This is a genomic window from Actinoallomurus sp. NPDC050550, from assembly GCF_040655075.1.
Classification (GTDB): Bacteria; Actinomycetota; Actinomycetes; order Streptosporangiales; family Streptosporangiaceae; genus Actinoallomurus.
In genome coordinates, this window is record NZ_JBFAJC010000017.1 from 52,080 (window position 1) to 65,492 (window position 13,413).

General features: G+C 68.6%; 10 protein-coding genes and 1 pseudogene. 9 read left to right on the top strand and 2 right to left on the bottom strand.

The window, feature by feature from the left end:
• Nucleotides 1–64 precede the first annotated feature (64 nt).
• The 6 genes and pseudogenes from AB0I04_RS23670 to AB0I04_RS23695 all read left to right on the top strand — a co-directional run bounded on the left by AB0I04_RS23670 (nt 65) and on the right by AB0I04_RS23695 (nt 9,107).
• Complete coding sequence (locus AB0I04_RS23670) at nt 65–820, top strand: IclR family transcriptional regulator (protein ID WP_360888082.1); 756 nt, start codon at nt 65–67, stop codon at nt 818–820.
• A complete protein-coding gene (locus AB0I04_RS23675; protein ID WP_360888084.1) occupies nt 817–1,875 on the top strand; it encodes a serine hydrolase domain-containing protein in 1,059 nt (352 codons plus the stop codon). The genes AB0I04_RS23670 and AB0I04_RS23675 overlap by 4 nt, the downstream gene beginning before the upstream one ends.
• Complete coding sequence (locus AB0I04_RS23680) at nt 1,872–2,978, top strand: amidohydrolase/deacetylase family metallohydrolase (protein WP_360888087.1); 1,107 nt, start codon at nt 1,872–1,874, stop codon at nt 2,976–2,978. The genes AB0I04_RS23675 and AB0I04_RS23680 overlap by 4 nt, the downstream gene beginning before the upstream one ends.
• A 50-nt stretch (nt 2,979–3,028) precedes the next feature.
• Nucleotides 3,029–3,124, top strand: a pseudogene (locus AB0I04_RS23685) (GNAT family N-acetyltransferase); the annotation flags it as partial.
• Nucleotides 3,125–4,697: 1,573 nt separating this feature from the next.
• Entirely contained in the window at nt 4,698–5,087 is a 390-nt protein-coding gene (locus tag AB0I04_RS23690) for a hypothetical protein (RefSeq protein ID WP_360888089.1), read from the top strand.
• Nucleotides 5,088–5,537: 450 nt separating this feature from the next.
• Nucleotides 5,538–9,107, top strand: a complete 3,570-nt coding sequence (locus AB0I04_RS23695) for a serine/threonine-protein kinase (RefSeq protein ID WP_360888092.1) — start codon at nt 5,538–5,540, stop codon at nt 9,105–9,107.
• Nucleotides 9,108–10,246: 1,139 nt separating this feature from the next.
• Here the strand turns inward: AB0I04_RS23695 and AB0I04_RS23700 are convergent.
• Complete coding sequence (locus tag AB0I04_RS23700) at nt 10,247–10,624, bottom strand: hypothetical protein (protein WP_360888095.1); 378 nt, start codon at nt 10,622–10,624, stop codon at nt 10,247–10,249.
• Between the two features lie 362 nt (nt 10,625–10,986).
• On the opposite strand from AB0I04_RS23700, the gene AB0I04_RS23705 reads away from it, so the two are divergent.
• From AB0I04_RS23705 to AB0I04_RS23715, 3 genes are all read left to right on the top strand, one after another.
• Nucleotides 10,987–11,532, top strand: a complete 546-nt coding sequence (locus AB0I04_RS23705; protein ID WP_360888097.1) for a hypothetical protein — start codon at nt 10,987–10,989, stop codon at nt 11,530–11,532.
• A gap of 2 nt (nt 11,533–11,534) precedes the next feature.
• Nucleotides 11,535–11,954 carry a transposase gene (locus AB0I04_RS23710; protein WP_360888100.1) on the top strand — a complete coding sequence of 140 codons (420 nt, stop codon included), beginning with the start codon at nt 11,535–11,537 and terminating at the stop codon, nt 11,952–11,954.
• Nucleotides 11,955–12,273: 319 nt separating this feature from the next.
• Nucleotides 12,274–12,531: a hypothetical protein gene (locus AB0I04_RS23715; RefSeq protein WP_360888103.1), complete on the top strand. Its 258-nt coding sequence runs from the start codon at nt 12,274–12,276 to the stop codon at nt 12,529–12,531.
• 123 nt (nt 12,532–12,654) lie between these two features.
• Here AB0I04_RS23715 and AB0I04_RS23720 read toward each other — a convergent pair whose 3' ends face one another.
• A complete protein-coding gene (locus AB0I04_RS23720) occupies nt 12,655–13,404 on the bottom strand; it encodes a PCRF domain-containing protein (RefSeq protein WP_360888391.1) in 750 nt (249 codons plus the stop codon).
• Nucleotides 13,405–13,413: the final 9 nt, after the last annotated feature.

Consider the following 13,413-nt stretch of genomic DNA (forward strand, 5'->3'; position numbering starts at 1 on the left):
GTATGGTTGAATATCGCGCATCGCACCATTCCGGGTCAACCCTTTACGTTTGTTAGGTGCAGTCATGAACTCGGTTGAGAAGACGCTTGCCGTGCTGCGCGCTCTCTCGAGCCCGGACCAGCCCCGGCGGCTGGCCGACATCGCCGAACGGACCGGCATCAACAAGGCGACCGCGCACCGGATCCTGCAGATCCTCACCGCGGAGGGTTACGCGGTCACCAGAGGCGACGGCGCGTACGCGTCCGGCCCCGCGCTGCTCGCCCTCGCCGGCTCGGCGCTGGCCGACCGTGACCTGGGGGCCGTGGCCAAACCCATCCTGGAGAACCTGCAGCGGCAGACCGGGCACAACGCGCACTTCGCCGTGCGCAGCGGCACGGTCGCGGTCTACCTCGCGAAGGCCGCGGGCCGGCAGCCGTACGAGATGTCCTCACGCGTCGGCATGCAAGTGGCCCTGCACTGCACGGCCATCGGCAAGGCACTGCTGGCATCGCTGCCCGAGGAGGAGGTACGGGCGATCATCGCCGCGACGTCGCCGCTGATCCGGCACACTCCCGCGACGATCGTCGAGCCGGAGCGCCTCTTCGAGGAACTGGCCGCCGTACGCCGGCGCGGCTACGCGGTCGACGACGAAGAGAACGAGCGGGACGTCCGCTGCGTCGGCGCCGTCGTGTGCGACCGGCAGGGCACTCCCATCGGCGCGGCCAGCGTGTCGGCGCTGACCTACACGCTGGACGACGACGACCTTGGGGTGCTCGGACCGCTCGTGGTGACGGCGGCCGACCGCATCTCCTCGGCGCTGGGGCGGCGGAGCGACACATGACCCCCGAAACCCATCTCGCCCGCGCACTGCGCGAGCGCACGTTCTCGGGCGCGGCCTGGGCGTACGGCGGCAGCACGGGCACGGCCGCGAGCGGCACTCTCGGCACCCTGTCGTGGGGCGGCGACCCGGTACGCGAGGACACCCTGTGGGATCTGGCATCGGTGACCAAGCCCATCGTCGGGCTCGCCGTCATGGCACTGGTCGAGTCCGGCGAGCTGACCCTGGACGACCCGGTCGCCGCACACCTGCCGGAGTACGCCGGCACGGACAAGGCCGAGCTGACCGTCTTCCAGCTCCTCACCCACACCTCCGGCCTACCGGGGCAAGAGCCGTTGTGGCGCCGCCACGGCATCCGCGAGGAACTCCTGGCCGCGCTGGGCCGTCTGCCGCTACGCTGCCCTCCCGGCACCGCCGTGGAGTACAGCTCGGCCGGTTTCATCCTGCTCGGCCTGATCGCCGAGCGCGCCGCAGGGACACCGCTCGACGTCCTAGTACGTGAGCGCGTCACCGAACCCGCCGGCATGGCCACGACGCGGTACCTCCTGCCGAAGACGCACCGCCGGCGCGCGGCGGCCACCGAGGAGTGCCCGTGGCGGGGCCGAGTCGTCCAAGGCACCGTCCACGACGAGAACGCCGAGGTCCTCGGCGGCATCGCCGGCCACGCGGGTCTCTTCGGCGCACTACCCGACCTGGCCGCGCTCGGCGAGACCCTGTGCCGGGGCGGCCGCGGACGGCGCGGGCGAGTCCTCGGCGAACGCACGCTCGCGGTGATGACCGAACCCCGCACCGACCACCTGCCCCTACGCAGGTCGCTGGCCTGGCAGGGCCGCGACCCACACCACTGCAGCGGCGGCGACCTGCTCACCCCCGCGGCGTACGGGCACACCGGCTTCACCGGCACCAGCCTGTGGGTCGACCCGGAGCTCGACGTGTTCGTCGTCCTGCTCACCAACCGCGTCCACCCGGTCCGTACCTCCGACGCCATCACCCGACTACGACGGGTGTTCCACAACGCGGCCGTCACGGCCTGTCTGGCGGGGAGGTCCGCGTCATGATCCTCGGCGAGCCGCTGCGCGTCATCGACTCCGGTGCCGCACGCACGTGCCGGCTGGAGTCTCGCACCGACGGCACCATGTCGCTGTCACCGGATGAGCGACCGCCGGGCGAGCTGTGCGTGAGCCCCGGCTGGGTCGACCTGCACACGCACGTCTATGACGGCATGACGACCATCGGCGTACCGCCGGACGACGTCGGCCTGTCCACCGGGGTGCACCTGGTCGCGGACGCCGGCAGCGCGGGCGCCGAGACACTGGACGGATTGGCGAAGTACGTCATTCCGGCCGCCGACGTACGCGTGCGGGCCTGGGTGAACATCGGCTCTTACGGTCTGGTGCACATGCGGGAGACCGCCGACATCCGGAACATCGACGTCGACGCCACGCTCGCGGCGATCGACCGGCACCGCGACATCGTCTGCGGCGTCAAGGTACGCTCCAGCGGGCTGATCGTCGGAGCGATGGGACTGCAGCCCCTGCAGCTCGGTCGGCTGGTCGCTCGGGAGGCCGGGCTCCCGCTGCTCGTCCACATCGGAGAGCCGCCACCGTTGATCGAGCACGTGCTCGACCTGCTCGACGACGGCGACGTGATCACCCACTGCTACCACGACAAGACCGGCAACCCCTGGCGGCCGGACGGCCGACCCGAGTCGGCGTTGGCGAGGGCGCTGGACCGGGGGGTGCTGCTCGACGTCGGCCATGGGGCCGCGAGCTTCAGCTTCGCGGTCGCGAGCCGGGCGATCGCGGCCGGATTCCCGCCGCACACCATCAGCACCGACGTCCACGTACGCAATATCAGCGGGCTCGTGTACGACCTTCCCACGACCATGACCAAACTGCTGAGCTGCGGCCTTCCGATCGAGTCCGTGATCGCGGCGGTGACGGAGCGGCCGCGTCGCATCCTGCGGACCCCCGAGCCCTGGATCGACAGCGACGGCACCGTACGGCACGCGACGGTGTTCCGCCTGACGCACACCACCCCTCCGGAGCGCGTCTACCGTGACGCCGGCGGTGACGAACGGGCGCCCGCCTCGTACATCGTCCCGGTGGCGACCGTCGTGAACGGGCGCGTGACACCGATCGATCCGCGCCAGGGTGTATAGCCGCCGTCAACCAGGACGCTTGCGGCGGGTCGGAGAACTCGGCCGGTACGCCCGAGCCCGTCGGCGACGCCGGGTCCTGGACCCAGCTCAACGAGCGGGACCTCGCCGACGTGGAACAGCCGGTGCTGCCCGACGGATTCTGGTTCAGTTAGTCTAGGTTCGAGTCCTGGTACCCCAGCAAGTGCCTGACCTCGGCGGGAGTCTCACGGAGGCCCCCGCTTTTGTTGTTTCCAAGGACTTGGGAACGCATTGGGGACGGAGCGCTGTGACGGACGCTCCTCCGATGCCGCTACAGAGGTCCTGCGGCGCCAGGCTCCTTGCCGACAGCGGCCAACGCGGCGGTCGCCAGGTGAAGATCCTGCAGTCTCCAAGACGCGGCCCGACCGCCACGGAGCTGGACCAACCGATGCCCTTGGCACCTGGACCGAACGTGAGATGCTCCAGTCCATGGGCCAACAGCATCGCGTGGCTGAGCTGACCGACCCGGACGCCGACGTCACGCCTCCCTGTCCCTGTCCCTGTCACACATCACCGCCTCTGTCCGGCACGGATCGTGGATGGGGCATGAGCAACAAGGGTCGGCGGTGCGTCTACGACGCCGACACGGGCTCTCGGAGGCGCAAAGACCGGCGGCCTGGGCGGATCACGCCTATCGGCTAAGGCTGGAGGACGGACGCTGGCGCTATGTCGCTGAACCGTACGAACTGACAGAGGAACCCTCGCCGATCTGGCCTATCTTGCCGACAACGGCTACGACGTCGCAGTCTGCGCCTGGCGAGCGCGTCACTATCCCGGGCACACGATCGCCGTCGAGATCACGCCCGCCGTTCTGCTCACCGACGAAGACGGCTGACCTGGAGAGCATGACGCCTACTGTGGCAGCGCCTGGTGGCGGAACTACTGACGGTTGACGGCTCGGGTGATTCCAGCGACCACCGTCGTGGCCAAGATCCAGCCTGCCGCGATTAGCAGGTAGGCGAGCCGCTGGCAGAGGCCCTGCGGGTTGAACGCCTTCTCCTGGCCGGAAATGGCCTGTCGGTAAGGGAGCTACCGCCAGCCGCCATCTGAGGCGTCTTCCCAGATAGATGGCGGTATCGGCGCAAGTTGGCTGTGGCGGGTCGGTTCTGCGGGGGGAGGGCGACTTTCCCCTGAGTGGCGTTGGTAGTTCGCGGGTTTCCAGGACGCGGCCGGGTGTGTACGTCCAGTATTGGGCCGCTCGGAGTTGCATGACGACGCGATCGCGTACGTCGCTACCCGGCCCAGGAACAGCGGTTGGCGGTAGGGTCGGGAGCTGGCGCGGTGGCGATCTTGGTGGACGGTAGAGCCTGGGGCCTGTCTTCCGCCGGTTTCCCGGTCGGCTGTGCTCTCCCCGGTGCCCGTGGTCGCGTTCGCTCCGTTTCCAGCTCCCGCCGCATCGAACCGTGCATGCCGTTCTCCGGCACACGGCTCACCGACGCCGTTCACCGCCGGTATTCAGCTTTTCCCGCCAGGGCTTGCCTGCCCTGGGCGAGACCACGGTTCCAGTCAGGCTGATCAGGCCGCACTGGTTGGCCGATCGATAGGCGACCACGTCGATGCCGAAGCGTCGTCCGCGTTTGTGTCGCTTCCCGATAAGGTCAAGCGACCGGGACCGGTCCCCGACCCGCGCGGGTAGATTCCCAACACCGACGGAACCAAAGTAAGGGGAACAGCCATGAGGAAACGCTGTAGGTCAGGCTGATGCCCGGTTACAACCACCACTCGCGGGAGCACCTGGAAATGCTACGGCGGCTGGACGAGGCGGAACCGGCCCACCTTCTCGAGCGGCCCGACTCGCCGCACATGGGCACGCTCTGGGAGGGCCGGTACACGGTGGCCAGCGGCGGGCCGCTCACGCGGTGGATTCGCGCGGTGACCGGTCTCCGGGCGCGTCGCGCCGAATACGTCGTGGAGATCGACCGTTCGGAGGGCAGGACCATCAATTTCCGTCTCGAGAACGCGTCCGGTGAGGTCGTCGCGAAGATCCGATTCAACGTGCTGGGCGCGTTCAAGGGCAGGGGCATGACATACCGCGACCTCACCGCAAGGGCCGCGACGGTCATGCTTGAGGACCTGCGAAAGCAGGCTTGACCTATGTTGAGATCGGATTCTCCAGCACCTCCGATGTCACCTGCGGCCTCTTCCGAGGGCTCGACGATCGCGGCAGTTACAGCTATGAGGAGCTGGCACAGTTGCGCGCCACGGCGCCGGCCGGGCCGCTGACGGGGGTGTGGATATCACCCCACACCATGCCGCTCACGGAATTCCCGCCCCAGCTACTTCGTCTTCCACGTTCTCCTCCAACGGATGCGCGCTGCTTCCCATCTCGGACGCTAAAGCTATGGGCTCCGACCGCCACTGGCTCGCGCACGTTCGAGGCGGCGCTCACGGACGCGGGGATCGAGTCCGTGCGCAGCGCCGTGCGTGCGCAGCGCATGAACGCGATCATGGAGCGCTGGATCGGAGGATGCCACCGCGAACCACTCGACCGCACGCTCGGCATCGCGGTTGTGCGCGGCAGGTGGTGGAGTGGAGGGGTTTGTGAGCGAGGCGACTGGAGCCGAGTGGCGCGTCGGCGCTGTTGTGGAGGGGCGCTATGAGCTCATGGAGGAGCTCGGGCGCGGTGGGATGGGGGTGGTGCACCGCGTCCGGCACTTGGACTGGCGCACCGATCTCGCGGTCAAGAGCCCACTTCCCGCTCTGTTCCAGGCAGAGCGGCTGCGGGCGCAGTTCGTGACCGAGGCCGAGACCTGGGTTTCGCTTGGCCTGCATCCGCACGTGTGCACCTGCCACTATGTGCGGACCGTGGACGGCGTCCCGCGGGTGTTCGCCGAATTCGTTTCCGGCGGCAGCCTGCTCGAGTGGGTCGCCGGATCCGGCCGCCGACTCTATGCCGGCGGTCCGCCCGAGGCGCTTGGCCGGGTGCTCGACGTGGCGATCCAGGTGGCGTGGGGTCTCGAGCACGCGCACCAGCAGGGCGTGGTGCACCGGGACGTGAAGCCGGCCAACGTGCTGATGGACGCGGACGGCACGGCGAAACTGACCGACTTCGGCCTGGCCCGGGTCAAAGACCAGACACGGCAAGCCCCGCTGGATGCCGCGCCGGGCACCAGTCTGCTCGGGCCCGGCGGGGGCGGTCTGACGCCCGCGTACGCCTCGCCGGAGCAGGCCGCCGGCCAGCCGGTGGGTCGGCGCGGCGACGTGTACAGCTTCGCGGTCCTGGTGCTGGAACTGTTCGCCGGCGCCGTGTTCTGGCAGACCGGGTCGGCTGCGGGCGAGGCGCTTGGCCTGCTGCGATCGTGGCCCGTCATCGATCCCGCTCTTCCGCCGCTGCCTCAGGCCGTCGCCGACCTGCTCGCGCGCTGCCTTCACGCCGATCCCGCGGCGCGGCCGGCCTCGATGGCCGCGGTGGCGTCCGAGCTCGCGCAGGCGTACCTGGCGGCGACCGGGTGCCGGTATCGGCGGCCCGAGCCGGTGGCCGCCGACCTGCGCGCGGACGGGCTCAACAACCGGGCTCTCTCGCTGCTCGATCTCGGCCGGGATCAGGAGGCTGACGCCGCCTTCGCGCAGGCGGCCGCGGCCGACCCCCGAAATCTGGCGGTCGCCTACAACGCCGGTCTGCGCCGGTGGCGGCGCGGTGAGGTGACCGACGAGGAACTTCTCGATTCGCTGGAGACGATCCGCAGCGGCGCCGATACATGGGAGGCCAGGTACCTGCTCGCACAGGTGCAGATGGAACGCGGCGACACGACCTCGGCCCGCGCCCTGCTCGCGGACTCAGCCCAGGGACAGGCGCAGACTCAAGCACAGGAACCGTCCATCGAGCGGCCTGTCGAGGATATCCGGGCGCTGCTTCGTGCCGCGCAGGCCGGTACCGGAGCTGAGACCGGGTGCGTCGCGAAGCCGGGAATCGGCTGGCGGGCTGCGAGTTCGGTCGGGCCGCCGGTGCGCATCGCCGCCGATGTGCAGTCGGCCATCACCGGCGGCGAGGACGGGGTGCTGCGCGTTTGGGACCTGGAGACCGGCGAGTGCCGCACAGCGATCCACGCGGACAGCCGGTTGCCGGTGCACGCTGTGGACATCACCCCGGACGGGCGCTACGGGGCGTCGGTATGCGGGGACACTATTCGCCTGTGGGACCTTGGGAACTGCCGCATGGTGCGCGAGCTCACTTATCGCGAACGCGGTTTCTCCGGCGCGCTGCTCGTCCCGCCGCTGTACTACGGCACGGTGCGGATCAGCTCCGACCTGCGGTTCGTGGTCTGGGCGCTGGACGGTAAGGCAGAACTCTGGGATGAGGTCCACGGCCACTCCGAGCTGTACGACGCCGGTTCAGGCCACGGTGCGGCGCTCGACATGACTCCCGACGGGGACCACGTCGTCTTCGCCGTCGAGGGCGTGCTGCGGGTGTGGATGCCGGGCACCGACCGCTCCTGGGTGAGTCCGCCCGCGCCCGGCGGGATGGGGCCCGGTGTGGTCCAGCTCAGCCGGAACGGGCAGTTCGCCGTCACCTCCGGCTACGTGAACGGGCGAGTCCACCTCTGGGACTTGCTGGTGACGCGCCGCGGACGCCTCCTCGAGGGACACCGCGGCGGTGCGTGGGCCTTGGCGGTGAGCAACTACGGGCGGCACGTGCTGTCCGCCGGGTCTGACGGGACCCTGCGCTACTGGGACGCGCGCGACGGCCGCTGCCTGCGCACCTTCTCCGGGTTCGACGACGCGGGATTCGTGGCAGCAACGCGGTTCGACCGAGAGCGCGAACGTGGCAACGGTGATGGCGAGTGCCTGCCCGACGACGCCGGGAACGACGCACTGCACGCCTTGACCATCAGCCATGACGGCGCAGCACGTCACTGGACTCTGCCGGCCGCATCCGACCCGGCTGCGGACAGGGTCACTCGCCGCGCGCAGCCCTGGCTGAGCCGGCCGCGCCCACACGCCGAACTGACGAAGCTCGCTACGCGGGCAGAGGAGTTGCTCGGCGAGGTGGAGGCGGCTCTGGGCGACGGCCGGTTCGCGCAGGCACACGACCTGCTCCGCCGCGCTCGGGCGATCGAGGGCCACGAACGCGATCCGCGGCTGCTGGCTGCCTGGCGCACACTCACCCGGCACACGGCCCGCACCGGCCTGCGCGCCAGTTGGCCTGGGACCGACCTCGCCCAGGGACGGATCCAGGCGGCCGACCTCTCGGCTGACGGTCGAACCGCGGCTGTGGCTCGCCAGGACGGAACAGTCCTTGTCCAGGACGTGGAGAACGGCAGCACGCTGCGCAGCTTCAGCGTGCGGCCGTACGGGAACCACCCGGTGCTACTGAGCCTGTGCCACGACGGCACTCGACTGCTCGCCACCGAGCAAGACAGGATCCTGCTGTGGTCGGTACACAGCGGCGAATGCCGAAGGTTTGTCCTCGAGGGGCAGCGCGGCCTGCGCTCAGTCCGCTTCGCCATCGACGCGGACCACGCACTGATCGGCGGCTACGACGGTCGCACCGAGCACTGGGACCTGCGCGATGGCACCCTTCTCGCCGAGTGCGACATCCACCTCGACAGCGCCGCCTGGGCCGGCCCCGTGCCTTTGGGCGCCACGGCCGACGGCCTGCTGCACACCGTGCAGGTGATGGACCTGGCCACCGGCGAGACCGTGCTCAGACTCGACGCCCCCGGCCCGCCACCCGGGCCTGCCCAGCCAGGACAGGAAGGAATGTTCTTCAACCTGCTGCGCGACATGAAGCGTCCGCGCGTGGACTGGACCGCCGTGGCCCTCAGCTCGAACGGCGCCCTGCTCCTCACCGGCAACATCGAAAGCGCCATCCAACTATGGGACGTCGCCACGGGCGAACAGTTGCGCACGTTCGAGGTAGTGCCGGGGCACATCCCGTCCCACATCAGGTTCACCGCCGACGGGCACTTCGCACTGACCGCAGGCCGCGACTTCAAGCTCCGGGCCTGGAGCATCGCCACTGGCGCGTGTCTTGGGACGATAGGCTCGCACCTGCACCCGATCGAAGACATCGTCCTCGCCACAGACGCGCGGCGGATACTGTCCTGGAGCATCATCGACGGCGCACGGGTCTGGGAGCTCGACTGGGACTTGGCCACGCCCGCGCACTGACCGCTGACCACCGATCATTCGGTCAACGCTCATCTGTGGAGTCCAGGGGTTATCCGCATTCTCCGAGATGCTCGCACGCTCTCGCCGCTGAAGGCACCAGCGCGGGTGGGGTTCGGCATGAGACTCCTTCGGCGTGGCACGCATGGCGCGCGGCCATTGGAATCCGGTTCATCTGTGGTCGGCGAGGACCAGATGAGTGCCTGGAGCCGTGCGGTGCGCAGGTGGGCCGAAGTTCGTCTCTCCGCTTCGTGGCAGGGAATTGCCCATACGAGGGATCAGGCTAAGCCCGCCGCACCCGAATCCACTGCTGCGAGTGCGGCGTTGGTTGGACCTTGGTTGGTGAGCCAGCCGACGGCGGGTTGGGTGTCCCAAGTACGGTCGGGTGGCGAATGTAGATCGCTTCGGGTTCGCCAGCAAGAATCCAGGAGGAATGACATGGACCTGTCTGAGCATCAGCTGATTGTCCGGGGCTTTGGTCCTTTCGCCAGTAGTGACAGACCAGGCGATGCGGATCTCCTTCACGTTGGAAGTGCCTGTGATTTCAAGGGCGCCATCGACGGTCGTGACCCTGGTGAGCTCATTTTGCGACTTCACGAGCCCGACGCTGACCATATGGACACATGGACAACGATTGAGCGCGCGGACCCAGTGATCGTCTTGGACCTCTGGACGATAGGTGACTACATATTCCGCCCGAGTGGCAAGGCCAGCGGGAGCGTGAGGGTGGGTGACGTCCTGCGGGTCGAAGCCGAGGACCGGAGGTTCGTTTATCGGTTCGTGGGCCGCCTACCGGGGCGGCACGCGTACATATTGCGCTGGGTGGATTGATCGTATGCGTATCCTCAAGATCGACTGCGCGCCGCTGATCATCCCGGCACGGCGCCCTCGTCCAGGGATGGCCCGGAGTCACACGGCCGAGTGAGCAAACCCCGCTCCCAGCGGCGGGCTTGCCAGCCCCAGTGTGGGCACCTGTCCTGGAGCGTCTGGCCTACAACCCTGGCGACCTCTGAGCGGCGCCGGCCGGGCGCGGCAGGCGTTGGGATGCGTTCCTCGCGGGTCGCCACGACCGCTTGGTTTTTGGATTTGCCCACTCTTGGAGCGGGGTGCCGGTGGAGCCGACGGCCTCGAGGCGATGGCCTTCACCTGCGGCGTCTCCGTCGTTGGTTTGCGGTGCGGTTCCTGGCGTGGGCGGACCGCCGACGCGCGCGGTGAGCGCTACCGATGGCGTCGATCACAGCTGGGGCCGTTGCCCTGATCGCTCCCCACCAGCACAGACCGAGGATGATGACGAGCGGGCTCGTCTCGAACAGGCCGCGTGTCAGCTCGGGAATTCCGGCGTATCTATTGTCACCGGCCTTGATCACATGTGCCTGTCGCAGCGCCTCGGTGTATCGGCGTCCGTTCCAGTACATGTGGATCATCCAGGCCGCCTCGCCCCAGCTCGCCGCGGCGAGCAGTCCGATCCCGATGAGAACGGCCAGCGTCGCCCCGATCGTTTTGCGCCCCCGTGCTGTCAAGCGAACTCACCTCACCAGGAAGTCAAACAGACATGAACGTATTTTAGGCGACGTGGGTGCTAATCATGTCCCGGTGAGCGGGCACGATCAACGCGAGGTCGGTCACCGGCGATGTCGACCAGCCCGGAACGGGCAGCGGCGTTGGAGGAGCTCGCCAGGACCGCCCCGCAGATGCTGGGCGAGTTGGTCGACGAGGAGTGGGGGCGCCGCTACGGCCGTCCGGTCCGGCTGGGTAAGAAACCCACCCGGCCGAAGACCAGGATTCTCGCCACTGGTGATGACGCCTGCCGGCGGCTGGAGCATGTGCACCGGAACGGCGGAGGTCGGGTACTCGCTCCCCAGGCGAGGCTCTGCGGCAGATCGTGGTGCAGAACTACCACCGCGACGCGGCGGGCCGCCTGCGCTGGCGAACCGAGGAGGACGGCGGACTGCCTCCCTCGTCGGTGGCGATCGTCTCGCCCTACGACGTAACTGCCCGCTACGCCCGCCGCGGCCAGATCACCCGCTGGAGGGGATTCCTCGCACACGTCACTGAGACGTGCACCCGCGACGGTGTCAACGTGATCACGGATGTGGCGACCACGTCGGCCACCACGGACGACGCCCAGGCCCTGCCCGGCATCCACACCCGGCTCTCCCGCCGCGGTCTGCTGCCCGCCGAGCACCTGGTCGACGGCGGCTACACCTCCTTCTTGGTCCACCTCGAGCACGCCGCCCGCCAGCACCAGGTCACGGTCGCCGGGCCGCTGCCGGCCAACCCCACCCGCCAGCACCGCAAGAACGACGGCTTCGGCCGGGATGACTTCCACATCGACTTCGACCGGCCGCAGGTGACCTGCCCTCAGGGCCAGGTCAGCGCAGGCTGGCACGGCCCTACCCGACCTCCTCGCCCACCGCGGCTCCGCTGATCGTGGCGCGGTTCACTAAGGCGCAGTGCCGGCCTTGCCCGGTCCGCACTCAGTGCACCACCTCCCGGGAAAGCGCCCGGAACGTGGGCTTCCCTCCACGAGAACTCCGTGACCTGCAAGTCCGCGTCCGCGCCGAACAGCAGACGCCCGCTTGGAAGGCCCGCTGCGCAGTTCGCTCCGGAGTGGAGAGCACCGTCAACGAGCTTGCCCACGGACACGGCATGCGCCGCTGCCGCTATCGAGGACAGCCCAAAGCCCACTTGCAGCATGTGCTCACCGCCATCGCCGCGAACATTGAGCGCCTCAGCGGATCGTCGCCGGCCGACGAAGCACACTCATCCCGGCCGCCCACCGCCTTCCAGGACTTCCTCGACCAGCGCGGAATCCCCCGCCCGAAGTCCTGGCGGACCGCCACCAGCTGACGAGACCTTCAAGATACGCGCGCCCGTACAGAGTGCTGCGCGCCATGGTAGGTGGTCTTTGTTCTGGGGGTAGGTGGCCAGGTTGAGTGGTGATAGGTGGCCAACGGTGGCTGGTGGTGGATGGCCAGTGGGCTGGCGGTAGGTGGCCACTGAAAACGGAGGGTGTTGCTGTGCGACGCCTCCGCCGGTACTGTCGCCGACGCGATCACCCGGCCGTGACGCTATCATCAGGGGGCCTGTTAAATAGACAGCTATGTCTCAACCTTCGGCTTTCCCCCCGCCGCCCCAAGCCGCGACATCGGGCGGATCGCCCGGCCCTGTGGTCGCGGCCTTCCTCACCGGCGGCGCGATCACCACCGTCATGGCGTTCGCGCTCGGACTCGTGGCCCACGACGCGGTGATCACGAGACTCGGCCAGATCCTGGTGCTGGAAATCATCAGGCTGGTCTCCGCCCTCCTGCTCGGGGCGGCTATGGCCCTCCCGTTCCTGATCGCCAAGGCACGTGGCCCCTCGCCACCGCCGACGCCTCCACCGCTCGCATTGATCCGGATGGGGGCCGATCCGGACTCCTCGTGACCTACCCGAACGATGGGAGCCACGATGAGGCCACCGTCGACTTCGAGGACTTCGAGATCGGCCGCGTGCACGGATAGGCGCGGGGCGCGAGCCGCGAGAGGAGGAGGTGGGCTGTGGCCCACATTAGATGATCTCGGGAGAGCGCGAGTTGTAGTGCCTGACCGGCGGCGGTGCCTTCTCATCGGAGGCTCGCCGGAGGTGAAGTAGGCGCGCGTGGAGCCAGGTCCAGGCACCTGTCCGGTTACGATGCGTCGCCCCTTGCCCGCTGCACCGCACGTTGGTTTCTGTGCTCAGATGCCTGAGCCGCACGGCAAGGACATGATCTGGGCGCGGCCCGCCGCACGAGGAACACTCGCGCTGCTCGATGATTTCCACCTCGTCTTCGTCGACGTAGATCTCGTCGTAGGACACGGCAACGGCGAGCACCTCGACCCGTGCGTCCATAGCCGGGCGGTCGCCCTCACGGTCGAGACGGTGCAAAGCCCGCTCACCCTTCAGCCATCCGAACGCGTTGAGTCCGCCGATCCGCATTGTTACCGACAGATCGAAGTCCAAGGATTCCGACATGGAGTAGATCTGCACTCGCCGCCCATGGCGCTCGGCCTGCTCCATGTACCTGAACAGCAGGTCCCTTCCCCAGCACATGCCCTCGTAGGACTTGGCTTCGATGGTCAGGATGGCCTCTCGTTCATCGAACTCGCCGGGGATCTGGCGGCGGAGGCCGTCAAGCCGGGCGGTCAACGCCTCCAGGTTCGCCCGGAACTCGGCTACCAGGGTGTAGTCGGCCAGCTCTTGCAACTCGCAAAGGAACACCAGCTCAGCGCGCGCGTCATCGAGGTCCTCCAGCAGGCGCGTGATCTTCTGCAGACGCAGACCGGCGAC

Bases quoted from the DNA above. Each gene is read 5' to 3' on its own strand.
- AB0I04_RS23670 (WP_360888082.1), top strand. From the start codon at position 65: ATGAACTCGGTTGAGAAGACGCTTGCCGTGCTGCGCGCTCTCTCGAGC.
- AB0I04_RS23675 (WP_360888084.1), top strand. From the start codon at position 817: ATGACCCCCGAAACCCATCTCGCCCGCGCACTGCGCGAGCGCACGTTC.
- AB0I04_RS23690 (WP_360888089.1), top strand. From the start codon at position 4,698: ATGCCCGGTTACAACCACCACTCGCGGGAGCACCTGGAAATGCTACGG.
- AB0I04_RS23680 (WP_360888087.1), top strand. From the start codon at position 1,872: ATGATCCTCGGCGAGCCGCTGCGCGTCATCGACTCCGGTGCCGCACGC.